This window comes from Edwardsiella tarda ATCC 15947 = NBRC 105688 (assembly GCF_003113495.2).
GTDB lineage: Bacteria > Pseudomonadota > Gammaproteobacteria > Enterobacterales > Enterobacteriaceae > Edwardsiella > Edwardsiella tarda.
The window spans coordinates 3,073,867-3,092,595 of sequence record NZ_CP084506.1 but is presented as its reverse complement, the minus strand read 5'-3'; the positions used below and the strand labels follow the sequence as shown (position 1 = coordinate 3,092,595).

Below are 18,729 nucleotides of genomic sequence, written 5' to 3'. Positions count from 1 at the left end.
TGTGTCATGCTGGCGCGTGGCGTGGTATCAAAAGAAACCCCCGGCGATGGCCGGGGGTTGATAGAAGGATAAGGAGGGAGCGATTAATCGTCCAGGAAGCTGCGCAGGACTTCGGAGCGGCTTGGATGACGCAATTTACGTAGCGCCTTCGCCTCGATCTGGCGGATACGCTCACGGGTGACGTCGAACTGTTTGCCAACCTCTTCCAGGGTGTGGTCGGTGTTCATGTCGATACCGAAGCGCATACGCAACACCTTGGCCTCACGGGCCGTCAGTCCAGCCAGCACGTCGCGAGTGGCGGAACGCAGGCTCTCCGAGGTGGCGGAATCCAGTGGCAGTTCCAGCGTGGTGTCTTCGATAAAATCGCCCAGATGCGAATCTTCATCGTCACCGATCGGGGTTTCCATCGAGATCGGCTCTTTGGCGATCTTCAGCACCTTACGGATCTTATCTTCCGGCATCATCATGCGTTCGGCGAGCTCTTCCGGCGTCGGTTCGCGGCCCATCTCTTGCAGCATCTGGCGCGAGATACGGTTGAGTTTGTTGATGGTCTCAATCATATGCACCGGAATACGGATGGTACGCGCCTGATCGGCGATGGAGCGGGTGATCGCCTGACGAATCCACCAGGTGGCGTAGGTCGAGAACTTATAACCGCGACGGTATTCGAACTTGTCGACCGCCTTCATCAGGCCGATGTTACCTTCCTGAATCAGATCCAGGAACTGCAAGCCACGGTTGGTGTACTTCTTGGCGATGGAGATAACCAGACGCAGGTTGGCCTCGACCATCTCTTTCTTGGCGCGGCGCGCCTTCGCCTCACCGATGGACATGCGGCGGTTGATATCTTTGACCTGCTCGATGGTCAGACCGGTCTCTTCTTCGATCTGATGCAGTTTTTGCAGGCTGCGCTCGACCTCTTCACGCATATCCTTGAGCTTCTCGCCCCAAGGCTTGCCCATCGCCAACGCGGCTTCGAACCAGGTAATGCTGGTTTCGTTACCGGTGAACAGGGTGATGAAGTTTTTCTTCGGCATCTTGCTCTGCTCGACGCACAGCTTCATGATCAGACGCTCTTGGCCACGCACGCGATCCATCATTGCACGCATGTTATTCACTAGGTAATCGAATTGCTTCGGTACCAGGCGGAATTGCTTGAAGATTTCGGACAGGTTTAGGATCTCTTCCTGTGCCTTGGCGCTGCTGCGGCCCTCGGCCTTGATGGCCAGACGCGTCTTCTCATACTGCTCACGCAGTTCGATGAATTTCTGCCGAGCGAGCTCTGGGTCGATGCTGTTATCGTCGTCGCTGTCGTCGCCGTCTTCATCATCCTCGTCTTCATCATCGTCGTCGTTCAGCTCTTCTTCCGGCAGCTCGGAACCCACGTGGGTCGCGGTCGGCGCCATATCTTCTTCGGCGTTAGGATCGACGAAACCGGTGATCAGATCAGAGAGACGCGCTTCGCTCGCCTCGACGCGATCGTACTGCTCCAGCAGGTAGGTGATGGCCTCCGGATACTCGGCGACAGAGCACTGCACCTGGTTGATACCGTCTTCGATTCGCTTGGCGATATCGATCTCACCTTCACGGGTCAGCAGTTCGACGGTACCCATTTCACGCATGTACATGCGTACCGGGTCGGTGGTACGGCCAATTTCGGATTCGACGCTAGACAGAACCTGTACCGCCGCCTCGGCGGCGTCTTCGTCGGCAATGTTTTCCGCCAGCATCAGGTCATCGGCATCCGGTGCTTCTTCCATCACTTGGATGCCCATGTCATTAATCATTTGGATGATGTCTTCGATCTGATCGGAGTCGACGATATCTTCCGGCAGATGGTCATTGACCTCAGCATAGGTCAGGTAGCCTTGCTCCTTGCCCTTGGTAACAAGAAGTTTGAGCTGTGACTGCGGGTTTTGCTCCATAAGACGGTATCCACACTTCAGAGTTTTAATTGGTGTTGGTCGGATTATCTATGCCAGCCAACGATGCTTAAGGCCCGAATCATCAGGACCGTACGCGGGTTACTTTCATTCGTCGCCGCTCCCCGGTATTGCGGCATGCAGGCGTTACATCCTGCGTGGTATCGGCAATCAAGCCGCTAAATTTATGATTATGTCTAATCACCGCCTCTCTTTAGGAGCCGGTGTCTGTTATGCATTAATGCTTTTTGGCTAACGCCTCGTTCAGTGAACGCACCTCTTCGCGCTCTGCGGGCGTCAGACCCTCGGTTCTGGCGCGGGCGATCAGATGTTCCAGCCGTTGTTCCAGCACGGCATCATATAGGCTGCCAAGCGTGTCGACGAAAGTCTCGAGCACCATTGGCTCTATGATCATGTGGTTCCATGTTGCTAATGTTTCAAGTTGTGGCGCATATTTATTATCGCGATACAACTCAAGCAACTGTCCGGTGCTCAGCCCCGGTTGTGCCAGACAGGTTTCCACCAGTTCGATAAACAGGGGTAGGCCCGGCAGCGCGTGTTGGCGCAATCCCTCTAGCGTCGGCACTTCGCTGGCTAACGCCGGATTTTGCACCAGCAATGCTATTAGTATACGCATAGTCGTCGGTTTTAACCTGGGCGGCTGATAATTCTTTACCGCCGGGTTGCGCTGTGGTAGCAGCTTTTCCAACTGACTATCGTCGAGTATTCCCAACTTCTGGCCGAGCGCCTGGCGCAGATAGAGGCGCAGTGTTTCTCCGGGCACCTGGCCGATGAGGGGCAGCGCGAGGGCGCTGAGCTTGGCCCGGCCATCCGGGGTGCTCAAGTCGACCTGCGGCAGCAGCGTATCGAACAAAAAGGTCGACAAAGGATGCGCCGCATTCATGCGTTGCTCGAAAGCATCGGTTCCCTCTTTACGCACCAACGTATCGGGGTCTTCGCCATCGGGTAGAAACATAAACTTCAGCTGGCGACCATCGCTCAGGTAGGGCAGCGCGGTCTCCAGTGCACGCCAGGCTGCCTCGCGCCCAGCGTTGTCGCCATCGTAGCAGCACACGACGCTGTCGGTATGGCGGAACAGCAACTGGATGTGTTCGGCGGTGGTGGAGGTTCCTAGCGAAGCAACAGCATAGTTGATGCCATACTGTGCTAGGGCGATGACATCCATATACCCTTCGACCACCAGCAAACGCGCTGGTTGTGGCGCGTGCTGTAGTGCCTCATACAGGCCGAATAGCTGGCGGCCTTTATGGAAAATCTCTGTCTCGGGCGAGTTGAGGTACTTGGGCGTACCGTTACCCAACACGCGACCACCGAAGGCGATCACCCGCCCGCGTTTGTCGCGGATAGGGATCATGATGCGGTCGCGGAAACGGTCGTAACTGCGGCCGTTATCGTTATTGACCAGCATCCCGGCATCGTTGAGCGCGAGACGCCCGGCGGCTTCGCGGCCAAAACGCTTCAGGGCATTATCCCAGCCCGGCGGCGCATAGCCGATAGCAAAGCGATCCATGATGGCCTGGCTCATCCCGCGCCCGGCGAGGTAGCTCTGCGCCTGTGTCGCACCTGGTTGACGCAACGCCTGCTGATAGTAGCTGCACAGCCCCTCCATCAACTGGTAGAGATTCTGGCGCTGATGGCGCTCCATCTGACTCGGCCCATTACCGGACTCATAGGGCACTTCCAGCCCCGCCATGGTGGCTAACTCTTCAATGCTTTCGACAAACTCGAGCCGATCATAGTTCATCAAAAAGTCGATGGCGTTGCCGTGGGCACCGCAGCCGAAGCAATGGTAAAACTGTTTGTCCGCGTTGACGGTAAACGAGGGCGTCTTCTCGTTATGGAATGGACAGCAGGCATGGTAGTTCTTCCCCTGCTTCTTGAGTTTCACCCGCGCATCGATCAGCTCGACAATATCGGTTCGAGCCAAGAGATCGTTGATAAATACGCGTGGGATTCGTCCAGCCATAAGCCCTTTACAGTGGTTGTTTGCCGGGTGGCTCCCTAGGGGGAGGAGGGCAAACAGTTTTACAGCCTCTAAACGAGAACAAGCCGCGCATTCCTTTCGGAAGGCACGGCCTTCATATGTCATTGCCCGTGCGATACCAACAACGACATGGTCTGTGACCTACTGGCAAGCGGGAAAAAACCCGCCGCGGTTAGTACAGACGAGTACGGCGTGCGTTTTCGCGAGCCAGTTTCTTGGCGTGACGTTTAACCGCAGACGCTTTAGCGCGCTTACGTTCGGTGGTCGGTTTTTCATAGAATTCACGACGACGAACTTCAGCCAGGATGCCTGCTTTCTCGCAGGAACGTTTGAAGCGACGCAGAGCTACGTCGAACGGCTCGTTTTCACGTACTTTAATTACCGGCATGTGCCTCTCACCTCGATAAAAATCGGTCTTTTCGCTGGCCATCTGCCAGCTGTTCAAAAATGGTGCGGAATTTTAATCCGAACAGCACCCGATTGTAAAGCGCTGTCTCATCCTTCAACGGCGTTGGGCCGCAGTAAGAAAGCGAAGTAGTATAGCAGAATTGTGCTATTATGCGCCACTTTGAGTTGTTAAGAACGAGTTGTTGGAGCCGTCATGCGTATTCTGGGGATCGAAACCTCCTGTGATGAAACCGGTATCGCCATTTACGACGATGAAAAAGGGATCCTGGCCAATCAGCTATATAGCCAGATTAAACTGCATGCCGACTATGGCGGCGTGGTGCCGGAGTTGGCATCGCGTGACCATGTTCGTAAGACCGTACCGCTGATCCAGGCGGCGCTGCGTGAGGCGGGGCTGACTCCCACCGATCTGGATGGCGTGGCATATACCGCCGGACCCGGACTGGTGGGGGCGTTATTGGTGGGCGCCACCGTCGGGCGTGCGTTGGCTTTCGCCTGGGGGCTCCCTGCGGTACCGGTACATCACATGGAAGGGCACCTGTTGGCGCCGATGTTGGAGGAGACGCCGCCGGCGTTTCCCTTCGTTGCGTTATTGGTCTCCGGCGGTCATACCCAATTGATTAGCGTCACCGGTATCGGTGAGTATCGCCTATTGGGCGAGTCGATCGATGATGCGGCAGGCGAGGCCTTCGACAAGACCGCTAAGTTGCTGGGGCTGGATTATCCCGGTGGACCGATGCTATCGAAGATGGCGCAGCAAGGCGTCGCGGGCCGTTTTGTCTTTCCGCGCCCGATGACCGATCGTCCGGGGTTGGATTTGAGCTTCTCGGGTTTGAAGACCTTTGCCGCCAATACGATCCGCGCCAATGGCGATGATGCACAGACGCGTGCCGATATCGCACGAGCCTTCGAGGATGCGGTAGTCGAGACGTTGGCGATCAAATGCCGCCGAGCATTGGAGCTGACGGGCTTCCAGCGCCTGGTAATGGCCGGTGGCGTGAGCGCCAACCGTGCGTTACGCGAGCGTCTGGCGCAGATGATGCAGCAGCGTGGCGGGGCAGTATTCTATGCGCGGCCAGAGTTTTGCACCGACAATGGCGCGATGATCGCCTATGCGGGGATGGTGCGTCTGAAGAGCGGGGTCGATGCCGACCTGTCAATTACGGTGCGTCCACGTTGGCCGTTGGCCGAATTACCGCCGGTGAATGCGCCCGGTTAACCCCTTCGCTCGCGTCGCCGTCTCAGCGCGCCGCGGGCGGCTCCTGGTCATTATCTTGATCTTGCGGCGGGGTTTTATCCGATAGCGGCGGCACCTGGTCGCTGCGCTGGCCTTTGGCGCCACGTCGCCAAATCTTCCCCTCTTTCCCGCGCCATAGCCGTTGGATGTTGTCATGATGACGCATCAAAATCAGGCAAGAGAGCATCGCCACGGGGAAGGTGAACTGGGGTTTAAACCACCAGACATAGAAGGGGGCGATGAGCGCACTGACGATGGCGCCAAGGGATGAGTAACCACTGAGCAATACCGTCAGTAGCCAGGTGCCGACCATCAACCCGGTCAGATCCCAACCGATAGGGGCGATGGCACCGAAGGCGGTCGCCACCCCCTTGCCGCCGCGAAAATGGAAGAAGACCGGGTAGATATGGCCGAGACAGGCGGCGATGGCGGTCAGCCCGAGATAAAAGGGCGATACGTCCAGTTTATACGCCAGCCAAACCGGGATCATCCCCTTCAAAACATCGAAGATCAGAACGGCGCCGGCGGCTAACTTACCACCGATGCGTAATACGTTGGTCGCTCCGGGATTACCAGAACCATTTTCCCTCGGGTCGGGGAGACCGGCCGCTTTGCAAACCAGAATGGCGCTGGAGATGGAGCCGCACAGGTAGGCGAAAATAATCATGCCTAACGCAGTCGCACTCATTGATTCAGCTCCGTCTTATTGATAGGAAAATTCAGGGTGTTGAACCACCTACGCTCTGTGCCGCCTCTCTACTCCGTAGAGGGATTAGTACGCGACAGCGTTGGATATCTGTGGATAATACGCACATTCTACAAGAAGTGGTATCCGCAGCAGGGTAAAAAAACGGGAATCGCGTGATGGACATCGTATTTATCGAAGGGTTGACGGTGGTCACAACCATCGGGGTATTTGACTGGGAACAGACGATCCGCCAGAAGTTGGTGTTTGATGTTGAGCTCGGTTGGGATAATCGCCGGGCCGCACAGAGCGACGATGTTGCACACTGCCTGAGTTACGCCGAGGTCAGTGAGGCCATCCTGCAACACGTCGAGCCGAATCGTTTCGCGTTGGTCGAGCGTGTGGCCGAGGAGGTCGCCGCCTTGCTGCTGGCGCGTTTTAATAGCCCGTGGGTTCGTCTGCGGGTGAGTAAGCCGGGCGCCGTTGCACAGGCGCGCAACGTCGGCGTGCTGATCGAACGTGGTCACCGTCCAGCGGTTAACTAACTGTCATTAATCAATCACTGCAGGAAATGAGTACATATGGAGCTGTATACGCTGTTTAATGCGTTTATCCTGGGTATCGTCGAGGGGTTAACCGAGTTTTTGCCGGTGTCATCGACTGGGCACATGATTATCGTTGGCCACTGGCTAGGCTTTGAGGGAGATAAAGCCAAAACGTTCGAAGTGATCATTCAGTTGGGATCGATTCTGGCGGTGGTCGTGATGTTCTGGCGCCGCCTGTTCGGCTTGATCGGGATCCATTTCGGTCGGCCACCGCTACATGAAGGACGTAGTCAAGGACGGTTAAAACTGGGTCATATCCTGTTGGCGATGATACCGGCCGTACTGTTAGGGCTACTGTTTCATGACTTTATCAAGACGCTGTTTACCCCGCTAACGGTGGCGTATGCCTTGGTGGTGGGGGGACTGTTACTGCTGGCGGCGGAGTGGCTCAAGCCCGCGCAACCGCGCGCGGTGGGACTCGATGATATCACCTATCGCCAGGCCTTTATCATCGGCTGTTTCCAGTGCTTAGCGTTGTGGCCGGGGTTCTCTCGTTCCGGTGCGACCATCTCTGGCGGCATGCTACTGGGCGTCAGCCGCTATGCAGCCTCGGAGTTCTCCTTCATCCTCGCGGTACCGATGATGTTGGGAGCCAGCGCATTGGAGCTGTATAAGAGCCTGCCTTACCTGTCTTGGGGCGATCTGCCGATGTTCAGCGTCGGCTTCATTACTGCCTTTGTGGTCGCGCTGATCGCCATCAAGACGTTCCTCAACGTGATCAAGCGCATCTCCTTCGTTCCTTTTGCCATTTATCGTTTCGTGGTGGCGGCGGCGGTCTACGTTCTGTTCTGTTGAGCCGACGTCTAAGGATGGGCCACGCTTAGGCGTTGCCCATCCCACTCTCTTCTTGCGCGGCCTTCCACGCCTTCAACGCCTGTAGACGGCGTTGCTGCAACTCTTCGCGGATCGCCGCCCCCTGGAAGCCATCGGCCACCACCTCACGTACCGCCACCTGTGCGACCGCCTGATAGGCGGCCCGCAGATAGTCGCCTTGTGGGTAGGCATTCTCCTCCAGTCCGGTACGGCCACGCGCATCCGCCTCACTGCATAAGATCATCTGTTGCAAGCGCTGGGGACGGCGCCAGACATCGATGCTATCCAACAGCTTAAGCAGGGTGCTGGGGCGCAGGCGATCGACCGTATGGATCAGATCGTGATACTCGGCGACCAGCACGGCCAGATCGCGCAGTGGATTCGGGATCCGCAGACGTTGGCATAGCTCGCGTACCAGGCGTACGCCCGCCGGGCCATGGCCGTGATGATGAGGCCAGAAATTGGGATTAGTCAGTCCCTTACCGACGTCATGGGTGAGCGCGGCGAAACGTACGGCGAGATCCTCGCTCAGGCGTGTCGCCATCGCCAGGGTGAGTAGGGTATGGATGCCGGTGTCGATCTCCGGGTGCCACTTGACCGGTGCTGGCACGCCAAATAGCCGGTCGATCTCGGGGAACAGAATGGCCAGCGCGCCACAGTCGCGTAGCACTTGGAAGTAGACTTGTGGCGCGGGGCCTGCCAACGCCTTCTCCGTTTCTAACCAGACCCGCTCGGCGGTAAGGTGGTTTAGCTCCCCCTGTTGTGCCATCTGCCGCATCAGTTCCAGGGTCGGTTCGGCGACCCGAAAGCCAAGGGAGAAGAAGCGGGCGGCGAAACGTGCGACGCGCAACACGCGCAACGGGTCTTCGACGAAGGCGGGAGAGACATGGCGTAGCCAGCGTTGTTGCAGATCGTCTAACCCACCGTAAGGATCGATGAGCCGCCCAGTATCGTCCTCCGCCATGGCGTTGATGGTCAGATCGCGTCGTAGCAGATCCTGTTCCAGGGTCACGTCTGGCGCGAAGTGAGTGGTAAAGCCGGTATAGCCTTGTCCCGCCTTACGTTCGGTACGCGCCAAGGCATACTCCTCCTTGCTATGCGGATGGAGAAAGACCGGAAAGTCCTTGCCAACTTGTTGGTAGCCCTGGGCGAGCAGGCACTGTGGCGTCGCACCCACCACCACCCAGTCGCGGTCGTGTGTGGTGAGATGCAGGTATTTGTCGCGCACGGCGCCCCCGACCAGATAAATCTTCACGTGCAAACCTCGGTATACAGTCGGTTAATTGTTAATTTCATGTTACTGCAAGCGTTCGGTAACGGCAATCGATGCCGGGTGAGAACGACGACGCCGCAGAATGCGGCGTCGGAGTGAGACTTAATTCATCCAGCGCGTTTTCTTACGGCTGGGCAGTAGGCGTGGGAGTAGCAAGCCCAGCAGTAAGCCTGCGCCAGCGACGCCCCCGCCATACAGGAACCACTGCAGGATGATAGCGCGTTTCTTGTCATCCAACTGCGAGTTGAGGGCACCGAGGCTCTTCTGGGCATTGCTCAGCTGTTGACGCAACTGCTGATTTTCCGCCTGTAGACGGGCGATGGTGTCGTCGCTACCCGCGACTTTGCGTTGCATCTCGGCGGTCTTTTGCTGCCACTCGCCATCGATATGGCTGAGCTTGGCGGTCAGGGCGCTGAGTTGCGATTCTAGCTGGGGCACGCGGGTGCGTAGGCTAGGCTGATTGCTGAGTTGATCGAGGGGAAGCCAGACATTGCGCCCCTTGCCATCGCGGATTTGCGCGAACTGCGTCTGCTGATTCACGCCCAGCAGTGTCACTGGATCGCCGGCGTTGATGGTGCCGACGATGCGGTATTGGTTGCCGGGGCCGCTATGAACATAGGTGCTGAGCGCGTCGGAAATGAAGCGTTGCTCGTCGGCATGGCTCTGGAAAGCCAGGCAAAGGCCGAGCAAAGGGAGGAGGAGGCGGCAGAATTTATGCATAGCGGAAATCAGTTCATTTAGTGAATAAATTGGCCTGATAGTAAGGGCAAGTGTACGGTGAGGCAATGAAAAAACTGAAAATGGGAACTCTCCGAGCTGTCATGGCGCGGCGTGGCCTTCGCCAGCGTGTGTAGGGACAAAAAAACCGGCCAGCGCATTATGCTCTCTGGCCGGTTTGTTGTGCTTTATCGGCAGATAGTGAGTCGATTAGCCGAAGATGGCTTGTAGCAGATAAAACAGCACGATGGAGAGCGCGGCTCCGGCAGGTAGGGTGATGATCCAGGAGGCGACGATATTACGCACCACGTTCAGATTGAGCGCGGCGATACCACGGGCGAAGCCCACGCCCAACACCGCGCCAACCAGCGTTTGTGTGGTCGAAATGGGCAGGCCGGTGCCGGAGGCGATCACGACCGTCGAGGCGGTGGCGAACTGGGCGGCGAAGCCACGGCTTGGCGTCAGATCGGTGATCCCGGTCCCGACGGTTTCCATCACGCGACGCCCCATCAGCGCCAGGCCGACGACGATACCGATACCACCAAGCGGCAGGATCCACCAGACGATGGGGGAGGTGCCGGCCAGTACGTTCGGCTCGCGCACGATGGCGACGATGGCTGACAACGGCCCGATGGCATTGGCTACATCGTTGGAGCCGTGAGCGAAGGCCATGGCGCAGGCGGTAATGACCATCAGTAGGCTGAATACGCGCTCGACACCGCGGAAGTGATCCTGCTCGTCGGCGTCATCGGTAAAGGATTTGCGTGATAGGTAGAGATAGCCGCACACCATCACCAACAGCGAAACCAGGATAGAGATCAGCCAGGTTTCTCCATCGGTCAGATGCAGGCCGACATGTTTTAGCCCCTTCTTGATGGTCACCAGGGCGATCACCAACGCGGTCAGGAACATATAGACCGGGCCGAAGCGGCGGGCGTTAGCGAACGGGTTGTCGGTGTTGAAGATGAGACGTTGGGCGCTAAGGAAGATGCCGTAGGCGACGACGCCGGAGATTAATGGCGTGATGATCCAGCTACCGACGATGCCTTTTACGCCGCCCCATTCGACCGCTTCCGGGCCGATAGAGACGCAGGCAAAGCCGATAATGGCGCCGATGATCGAGTGGGTGGTGGAGACCGGCCAGCCCATCAGGGAGGCGAGGATCAGCCAGATCCCGGCGGCCAGCAGCGAGGCCATCATCCCGAAGACCAATGTCTGCGGATGGCCGGCGAAGGCGCTGGTATCGATGATACCGCTACGGATGGTTTGCGTGACTTCGCCACCGGCCAGATAGGCCCCGGCGAATTCGAAGATCATGGCGATGATGATCGCCTGACGGATGGTGACGGCGCGCGCGCCGACGGAGGTACCCATGGCATTAGCGACGTCATTGGCGCCGATACCGATAGCCATCAGCAAGCCAAAGAAGGCCGCCACCATAATCAATAATGTGCCGTGGTTGGCAATGATTTCCATCTATTGTGTCCGTGTGTGGTAATTAACTTCGGGCCAGCATCAGTTCCAAGCGGGAACCAACGCGCAAGGCTTTGTCGGCCAACCCGCCGACCCACTCGATGATTTGGTAGAGAAACATAATATCGACCGGGTTCAGTTCACCCTCGAGGGTGAGCAGCGCCTGGCGTAATAGGATCTGTAAATGATCGGTATCGTCTTCGATGTGATCCAACTCCATGACCATCTGTTCGACCAGATCGGCTTCGCGGCCGCGGAACCCGGTTTCCAACAGCTCATCCATCTCATGGATGACCTTATTGGATAGGGCGGTGGCATCCAGACAACGTTGCAGGTAATTCATGAAATCTGCCTGCATCGCGTGCGGGATCTGCAGACGGCGACCGATGACGCGGCCGGCGATATCCTTGGCACGATTGGCTAAGCGATCCTGCTGTGTCACTAGCTCCAGCATGTCGCCGCGATCGACCGGAAGAAACAAACCGCGTGGTAATTTCAACCGGATTTCACGCTTTAGCGTGTCAGCCTGTTTCTCCAGATTGGAGATCTGTTCGCGCACGCTTTGCGCCTGATCCCATTGCTGCTGCGCGGTGGCGGCGAAGAAGGGGATGAGTAGGCTACAACATTCGTGCACGCGACTGGCGTGCTCTTGCAGGGGTTTCAGCGGAGACTTGGCAAACAAGCCTAAAATAGTATTTACTGGCATCACTCATGCACCTTAAATTGATGGTTTTCTGCGCATAGTTCGTCAGAAAGGTGCGCATGGTAACTGATGTGTCCTACATTGGACACAGTTTTTACATTTTTTCCCGAGCAATATCTCATACCTCGGTAAAACCTTAATATGACAGAAAAAATGACCGTGGAAATTGAACTGAAATTCATCGCACTTCCTAGCGCCGCACAGGCATTACCCGCCAGCCTAGCGCAATGGCCGCTTCAGCATACGCCGCCTCAGGCGTTGAGCAATATCTATTATGAGACGGAACGGCAGACTTTGCGTAGTTATGACATGGGGTTACGTATCCGTGGCTGCGACGGACGCTATGAAATGACGCTGAAGACTGCCGGTAGCGAGTTTGGCGGTCTACATCAACGCCCAGAGTATAATATTCCGTTGGAGCACCCTGAACCCTGTTTAACGCTGTTGCCAGCCCAGGTTTGGCCGCAGGCGTGCGATCTCGATGCCTTACAAGCGGCGCTACAACCGCTGTTCAGCACCGACTTTACGCGCGAAAAGTGGGTGGTCACTTACGGGGCGAGTCAAATTGAAGTAGCGCTCGACCAAGGCGAGATCCGCGCGGCAGGACGGAGCGAGGCACTGCACGAGATCGAGCTGGAGCTGTTGAGCGGCGAGCGTACCGATCTGTTCGCTTTTGCCGAGCAATTGTTGGCGCTAGAGGGCGTGCGTTTAGGCTGTTTGAGCAAGGCGGCACGTGGCTATCGTCTGGCGGCTGGTGCCCCGGCGCTACGCGCGCAGCCATTCGCTTCGCTACGTCCGGCGGCACGCGCCAGCGTCGAACAGGGACTGTCTGCCGCGCTACGCCATAGCCTGGCACACTGGCAGTACCATGAAGAGGCGTGGTTGCGCGGCGATGCCGCCGCGCGAGGTGGGGTGCAGGAGGCGTTGGCGGCAGTGCGCCAGTGTCTGACGCTCTTTGGTGGCATCGTGCCACGTAAGGCGAGCACGGCGTTGCGCGCCGGAATCGGCGCATTGGAGTCTCGTCTCGCCGAGGCGGATTGCTCGGCGGCGGCATGCTGCTATAGCCATGACTCTCTGACGACTCAGTTAGCGCTTACTCGCTGGGTGGCCGAGGCGGGTTGGCGTCCCTTCGTCGACGCGGCGGGTCGCGACAAACTGGCCGGCTCATTCAAGCGTTTCGCCGATATCATGTTGGGGCGTTGCGGCGCGGAGTTGAAAGCGTTATTTGCCCATATCCATCATCCTCAGGAGTACCAGGATAAGCTGGGGCGCCTACAGCACCAGATGTTGGCGGTACGCCTGTTAGGCGGTGCCTATGAGAGCGAGGCGGTGGATGCTTATCTGATGCCCTGGCAGGCGTTAGCGCACACCATCGCCCAAGGGGCGGACGCGTCATTGACGGCGGCCTGTCATCAAGCCTTGCATCAACCGGCTTTCTGGCGCAACGGCGCGCGCTAAACCTAGTCCTCTATGTCGCCGTCTCCGATGGCGGCGCATTGAGTCATGCTATCACGCAAAGGAGTGAGTATGTCCGAGTTTCGGGAGATGCCGGCGCGGTTGCGCGACCAGGGTGAGCGCCAGGCTGCGCGCTTATCGGCTGTCGCGCCGTCGGCGTTGTCAGTACTGGCGTTGAGTGACTTCATGACCGATGCGTTTGTCGCGCATCCTGCGTGGTGGCAGCGCTTGCAAAGCCAAGCGCCGCAGGCGACGGAGTGGCAGCAGTATGCCGACTGGCTGGCGCAGGATCTCGCTGCGGTGCAGGATGAGGCGGCATTAATGACGGTATTACGCCTGTACCGTCGTCAGATGTTGGCGCGTATCGCCTGGATGCAGAGCAGCAACCAGGCCGATTGCCAGCAGACGCTGACTCAGCTCAGCGTCTTGGCCGAGACCTTGATCATTGGCGCGCGTGATTGGCTCTATGCCCGCTGCTGTCAGGAGTGGGGTGTGCCGTGCAACGAGGTCGGCGAGGCGCAGCCCCTATTGATCCTCGGGATGGGTAAGTTAGGGGGCGGCGAACTGAATTTCTCCTCCGACATCGATCTCATCTTCGTTTACCCACAGGGGGGACATACCCGCGGCGGTCGGCGCGAACTGGATAATGCCCAGTTCTTCACCCGGCTGGGACAGCGGCTGATCAAGGCGCTGGATCAGCCGACGGTGGAGGGGTTCGTTTACCGGGTGGATATGCGTCTGCGTCCTTTTGGCGATAGCGGCCCGCTCGTGCTGAGTTTCGCCGCCTTGGAGGACTACTATCAGGAGCAAGGGCGCGACTGGGAGCGTTACGCCATGGTCAAGGCCCGCCTGCTGGGCGATGGCCAGGATCGCTATAGCCAGGAGCTGTACAGTCTGTTGCGTCCCTTCGTCTTCCGCCGCTATATCGACTTCAGCGTGATTCAGTCACTGCGCAATATGAAGGGGATGATTGCGCGCGAGGTGCGTCGCCGGGGGCTGACAGACAATATCAAACTCGGCGCCGGTGGTATTCGTGAGATCGAGTTCATCACTCAGGTCTTCCAACTGATCCGGGGGGGGCGCGAGCGGGCATTGCAGCAACGTGCACTGCTACCGGCATTGGCGGCGATCGGTCAGTTGGGATTGCTGACCCCGGAGCAGGTGGCGACGTTACGTGATGCCTATCTTTTTTTGCGCCGCCTGGAGAATCTGCTGCAGGCGATCAACGATGAGCAGACCCAGACCTTACCCGCCGATGCGCTTAATCGTGCTCGCCTCGCCTACGGCATGGGGTTAGCGGATTGGGCACAATTGCAGCAGGCGTTACAGACGCGGATGTCAGCGGTGCGAGCCATCTTCAACGCCCTGATCGGGGAGGATGATGGCGAGGAGGAGAGTGCCGCTGATGCGGCCCTGCATTTTGCGCCATTGTGGCAAGAGAGCCTGGAGGCCGCCGAGGTGGCACGGCTGATGCCGCAGTTGGATGATGAGGAACGGGCGCGTCTGCAGCGCGCCCTGGCCGATTTTCGTCACGATGTGGATAAGCGTACTATCGGCCCGCGTGGACGTGAGGTGTTGGCGACCCTGATGCCGGCGCTGTTGGCGCAGGTGTGTGTCCGCGACGAGGCGTTGACGTTGTTGCAACGTTTGATCCCTCTGCTGCTCAACATCGTGACTCGCACCACCTATTTGGAGCTACTGATGGAGTATCCGGCGGCGCTGAATCAGTTGATCCGCCTCTGCGCCGCCTCGCCGATGTTAGCCGATCAGTTGGCGCGTTATCCGCTGTTGCTCGATGAATTGCTCGATCCCGCCACCCTGTATCGACCCGTCGCCCAAGAGGCGTACCGTGATGAGCTGCGTCAATATCTGTTGCGTATCCCGGACGATGAGGAGCAGCGTCTGGAGGCGCTGCGCCAGTTTAAGCATGCACAGCAGCTGCGTATCGCCGCCAGCGATATTGCCGGTGTATTGCCGGTGATGAAGGTCAGTGATCATCTGACCTATCTGGCAGAGGCGATGATCGATGCGGTGGTGCAGCAGGCATGGGAGCAGATGGTGGCGCGTTATGGCCAGCCGATGCACCTGGTTGGCCAGAGTACACGCGGTTTTGCCGTCATCGGTTATGGCAAGCTGGGGGGATGGGAGCTGGGTTATGGCTCCGATCTGGATCTGGTGTTTCTACTGGATTGCCCCGTGGAGGTGATGACCGAGGGGCCGCGTAGTATCGACGGTCGCCAGTTTTATCTCCGTCTGGCACAACGCATCATGCACCTGTTCAGCACGCGTACCGCCTCGGGGATCCTGTATGAGGTCGATGCGCGGCTGCGTCCCTCCGGCGCCGCGGGGATGCTAGTCAGTACCCTCGAGGCCTTCGGCGACTATCAACGTCATGAAGCCTGGACCTGGGAACATCAGGCATTGGTTCGCGCCCGGCCGGTCTATGGCGATGAGGCGATGCACCAACGTTTCGCCGCCATTCGTCATGAGATCCTCTGTCGTCCCCGCGAGGGAGCATCGTTGCAACGTGAGGTGCGCGAGATGCGCGCCAAGATGCGAGCTCATCTGGGGAGCCGTCACGCTGAGCACTTCGATATCAAGAGCGATGCTGGCGGCATTGTGGACATCGAGTTTATCGCCCAATATCTGGTGTTGCGTTATGCGGCGACGCAGCCACGCCTGACGCACTGGTCGGACAATGTGCGTATCTTCGAGCTGATGGCGCGCTATCAGATTATGACGCAGGAGGAGGCGGCGGGGTTAACGCAAGCCTATGTCACCCTACGCAACACCTTGCATCACTTGGCGTTACAAGCGTTACCGGGCGTGGTGGAGGCGACACGCTTTAGTGCCGAGCGGGCGCGGGTGGCGGCAAGTTGGCAGCGTTGGTTGGGCGGGGACGACGCCTGAGGTAGGGCCGTCCCATAACGGTCGATTAGTAGCGTGAGGGCATGCCTGGTGGGCAGGTCTTGAAGCGGCGATGGAGCCACATGTATTGCGTCGGCGCCAGCATGATCTCGCGCTCTACGATGCGGTTCATGTAGCTAGCCGCCGCATACTGATCGTCGAGCGGAAAGTCCTGGATCATCGGTTGGATATACAGGGTATAGCCGCTGTCATCCGCGTTACGTACCGGGGTGAAGGGGAGGATGGTCGGCTTACTCATACGAGCCAGGATGTAGCTGCCGGTGGTGGTGGCGGCTTGCTCGACGGCGAATAACGGTACGAAGACACTGCTCTTGGGGCCGTAGTCGTGATCCGGCGCGTACCAGACGATCTCGCCCTCTTTCAATGCGCGGATCATCCCCTTCACATCGCGTCGATCGATCATATATTTGTTGGAGCGTAACCGCCCCCACGTCTGGAGCCAGTCGAGTACGGGGTTGTCGTTGGGACGATAGACCCCGACGCCGGGATTCTGCATGCCGAAGATACGCGCCCCCAGCTCTAGGGTGAGAAAGTGCATACCGATTAAAAGGATGCCTTTACCCGCATCGAGGGCTTGCTGCATGTTGTCATCGCCCTCAATCTTACACCAGCGGCGGATACGCCAATCCGGCCAGAACCAGGCCATCCCGGTTTCGATCAGCGCCATGCCGACCGATTCGAAGTTCTGCTCGAGCCAGCGTTCACGTTCACTCTCCGCCATCTGCGGAAAACAGAGCTCTAGGTTGCGACGGGCAACCTGGACGCGTTTCTTTAAGAAGCGCATCGACAGTTTCCCCAGTCTCTTGCCCAGGCGGGAGAGCCAGGGATAGGGTAGTAGCATGATCAGATAGAAGATCCCGATCCCGAGCCAGGTAAGCCAATAGCGGGGATGCAACATGCTGCGCCGAAACTGTGGATAAACGTGATTGTCTGCCATAACGCTCGTTCAAGGGGCCTCAAAGATAGATTTAATGGCTAGTGTAATTGATATTGAGGGGATTGTGATAATATTGCGCCCATCTTGATACGTAGGAGTCTGGGGATGAAAGTAACCCTGCCTGATTTTCGCCGCGCCCAAGTGATGGTAGTGGGCGATGTGATGTTGGATCGTTACTGGTATGGGCCAACCAGCCGGATCTCGCCGGAAGCACCGGTGCCCGTGGTCAAAGTGGAGACCATTGAAGAGCGCCCCGGCGGCGCGGCCAACGTGGCGATGAACATTGCCTCGCTGGGTGCCGGAGCCCGTCTGGTGGGGTTGACTGGCGTCGATGATGCCGCCCGTGCTTTGGCTGAGCGTCTGGCAGAGGTCAATGTGGCCTGTGACTTCGTCGCGGTGCCGAATCAGCCGACCATTACCAAGTTGCGTGTGCTGTCGCGTAATCAGCAGTTGATCCGTCTGGACTTCGAAGAGGGATTCGGTGGTGTCGACCCCGAGCCGATCTTTGCCCGTATCCGTCAGGCGTTACCCCAGTTGGGCGCCCTAATCCTATCCGATTATGCCAAGGGAGCCTTGGCCGCGGTACAGCCGATGATCCGCCTGGCGCGTGATGCCGGTGTGCCGGTCTTGATCGATCCGAAAGGTACCGACTTCGAACGCTATCGTGGGGCGACGTTGCTGACACCGAACCTCTCCGAATTCGAGGCTGTCGTTGGGCGTTGCCAGAGCGAACAGGAGATCGTCGAACGTGGTCTGGCGTTAATGGATCGCTTCGAGTTGACCGCACTGTTGGTGACGCGTTCCGAACAGGGGATGACGCTCCTACAGCGTGACGTTCCGCCGTTGCATATGCCGACGCAGGCGCAAGAGGTGTATGACGTGACCGGCGCCGGCGATACGGTGATCGGTATGTTGGCGACGGCCATTGCCGCCGGTACCTCGCTGGAGGAGGCGTGCTTCTTGGCTAACGCCGCCGCAGGCGTGGTGGTCGGCAAGCTGGGGACCTCCACCGTTTCGCCTATTGAGCTAGAGAACGCCATCCGCGGTCGTGCCGACACCGGCTTTGGTGTGATGTCACAGGAAGCGCTAAAGGCGGCGGTACTCAAGGCGCGTCAACGTGGCGAGAAGGTGGTGATGACCAATGGGGTGTTCGACATTCTTCATGCCGGTCACGTTTCTTACCTGGCGAACGCGCGTAAGTTGGGCGATCGCCTGATCGTCGCCGTCAACAGCGACGCGTCGACTAGCCGTTTGAAGGGGCCAGAGCGCCCGGTTAACCCGTTGGCACAGCGTATGTTGGTACTGGCCGCACTGGAGTCCGTCGACTGGGTGATCCCGTTCGAGGAGGATACCCCGCAGCGTATCATCGCCGAGATCCTGCCCGATCTGCTGGTGAAGGGGGGGGACTATAAGCCCGAGGAGATCGCGGGGGGCCGCGAGGTGATCGCCGCTGGTGGCGAGGTCCGCGTCCTGAACTTTGAAGATGGCTGCTCGACGACCAATATCATCAATACCATCCGTCAGAACCCGCACGGCTAAGGTGTCGCAGACAGCTTAGCAGGATAGCA

General features: G+C 58.3%; 15 protein-coding genes. 6 read left to right on the top strand and 9 right to left on the bottom strand.

The window, feature by feature from the left end; genetic code table 11:
- Window positions 1–83: 83 nt before the first annotated feature.
- The 3 genes from rpoD to rpsU form a co-directional block, all read right to left on the bottom strand.
- Complete coding sequence (gene rpoD, locus DCL27_RS14330) at window positions 84–1,925, bottom strand: RNA polymerase sigma factor RpoD (protein ID WP_035597145.1); 1,842 nt, start codon at window positions 1,923–1,925, stop codon at window positions 84–86.
- 235 nt (window positions 1,926–2,160) lie between these two features.
- The gene (gene dnaG / locus DCL27_RS14325; protein WP_035597148.1) at window positions 2,161–3,909 is read right to left on the bottom strand and encodes a DNA primase; all 1,749 of its coding nucleotides are present in this window, start codon (window positions 3,907–3,909) and stop codon (window positions 2,161–2,163) included.
- 190 nt (window positions 3,910–4,099) lie between these two features.
- Window positions 4,100–4,315 carry a 30S ribosomal protein S21 gene (gene rpsU / locus DCL27_RS14320; RefSeq protein WP_005295814.1) on the bottom strand — a complete coding sequence of 72 codons (216 nt, stop codon included), beginning with the start codon at window positions 4,313–4,315 and terminating at the stop codon, window positions 4,100–4,102.
- A 213-nt stretch (window positions 4,316–4,528) separates the two neighbouring features.
- Here rpsU and tsaD point away from each other — a divergent pair, with 213 nt between their 5' ends.
- Window positions 4,529–5,554 (top strand): tRNA (adenosine(37)-N6)-threonylcarbamoyltransferase complex transferase subunit TsaD, encoded by a 1,026-nt coding sequence (tsaD, locus tag DCL27_RS14315; RefSeq protein WP_035597151.1) that lies wholly within the window; start codon window positions 4,529–4,531, stop codon window positions 5,552–5,554.
- Window positions 5,555–5,576: 22 nt separating this feature from the next.
- Here the strand turns inward: tsaD and plsY are convergent, their stop codons facing one another.
- On the bottom strand, window positions 5,577–6,260 hold the full coding sequence (gene plsY / locus DCL27_RS14310; RefSeq protein WP_035597154.1) for a glycerol-3-phosphate 1-O-acyltransferase PlsY: 684 nt from the start codon (window positions 6,258–6,260) through the stop codon (window positions 5,577–5,579).
- Window positions 6,261–6,436: 176 nt separating this feature from the next.
- Here plsY and folB point away from each other — a divergent pair, with 176 nt between their 5' ends.
- The gene (gene folB, locus DCL27_RS14305) at window positions 6,437–6,802 is read left to right on the top strand and encodes a bifunctional dihydroneopterin aldolase/7,8-dihydroneopterin epimerase (protein WP_005281654.1); all 366 of its coding nucleotides are present in this window, start codon (window positions 6,437–6,439) and stop codon (window positions 6,800–6,802) included.
- 36 nt (window positions 6,803–6,838) lie between these two features.
- Window positions 6,839–7,657 carry an undecaprenyl-diphosphate phosphatase gene (bacA, locus tag DCL27_RS14300; RefSeq protein WP_035597157.1) on the top strand — a complete coding sequence of 273 codons (819 nt, stop codon included), beginning with the start codon at window positions 6,839–6,841 and terminating at the stop codon, window positions 7,655–7,657.
- A gap of 25 nt (window positions 7,658–7,682) precedes the next feature.
- Here bacA and DCL27_RS14295 read toward each other — a convergent pair whose 3' ends face one another.
- The 4 genes from DCL27_RS14295 to DCL27_RS14280 form a co-directional block, all read right to left on the bottom strand.
- Window positions 7,683–8,930: a multifunctional CCA addition/repair protein gene (locus DCL27_RS14295; protein WP_005281658.1), complete on the bottom strand. Its 1,248-nt coding sequence runs from the start codon at window positions 8,928–8,930 to the stop codon at window positions 7,683–7,685.
- 120 nt (window positions 8,931–9,050) lie between these two features.
- Window positions 9,051–9,668: a TIGR04211 family SH3 domain-containing protein gene (locus tag DCL27_RS14290; RefSeq protein WP_005295807.1), complete on the bottom strand. Its 618-nt coding sequence runs from the start codon at window positions 9,666–9,668 to the stop codon at window positions 9,051–9,053.
- Between the two features lie 207 nt (window positions 9,669–9,875).
- On the bottom strand, window positions 9,876–11,141 hold the full coding sequence (locus tag DCL27_RS14285) for an inorganic phosphate transporter (protein ID WP_005281664.1): 1,266 nt from the start codon (window positions 11,139–11,141) through the stop codon (window positions 9,876–9,878).
- A 22-nt stretch (window positions 11,142–11,163) separates the two neighbouring features.
- Window positions 11,164–11,844, bottom strand: a complete 681-nt coding sequence (locus tag DCL27_RS14280; protein ID WP_005281666.1) for a TIGR00153 family protein — start codon at window positions 11,842–11,844, stop codon at window positions 11,164–11,166.
- A gap of 150 nt (window positions 11,845–11,994) precedes the next feature.
- Here DCL27_RS14280 and DCL27_RS14275 point away from each other — a divergent pair, with 150 nt between their 5' ends.
- Complete coding sequence (locus DCL27_RS14275) at window positions 11,995–13,299, top strand: CYTH domain-containing protein (RefSeq protein ID WP_109691558.1); 1,305 nt, start codon at window positions 11,995–11,997, stop codon at window positions 13,297–13,299.
- A gap of 69 nt (window positions 13,300–13,368) precedes the next feature.
- Window positions 13,369–16,206 carry a bifunctional [glutamate--ammonia ligase]-adenylyl-L-tyrosine phosphorylase/[glutamate--ammonia-ligase] adenylyltransferase gene (gene glnE / locus DCL27_RS14270; protein ID WP_080582821.1) on the top strand — a complete coding sequence of 946 codons (2,838 nt, stop codon included), beginning with the start codon at window positions 13,369–13,371 and terminating at the stop codon, window positions 16,204–16,206.
- 25 nt (window positions 16,207–16,231) lie between these two features.
- Here glnE and DCL27_RS14265 read toward each other — a convergent pair whose 3' ends face one another.
- Window positions 16,232–17,161: a Kdo(2)-lipid IV(A) acyltransferase gene (locus DCL27_RS14265; protein WP_005281671.1), complete on the bottom strand. Its 930-nt coding sequence runs from the start codon at window positions 17,159–17,161 to the stop codon at window positions 16,232–16,234.
- A gap of 105 nt (window positions 17,162–17,266) precedes the next feature.
- On the opposite strand from DCL27_RS14265, the gene hldE reads away from it, so the two are divergent.
- Window positions 17,267–18,700 carry a bifunctional D-glycero-beta-D-manno-heptose-7-phosphate kinase/D-glycero-beta-D-manno-heptose 1-phosphate adenylyltransferase HldE gene (gene hldE / locus DCL27_RS14260; protein ID WP_035597166.1) on the top strand — a complete coding sequence of 478 codons (1,434 nt, stop codon included), beginning with the start codon at window positions 17,267–17,269 and terminating at the stop codon, window positions 18,698–18,700.
- The last annotated feature ends 29 nt before the right edge of the window (window positions 18,701–18,729 follow it).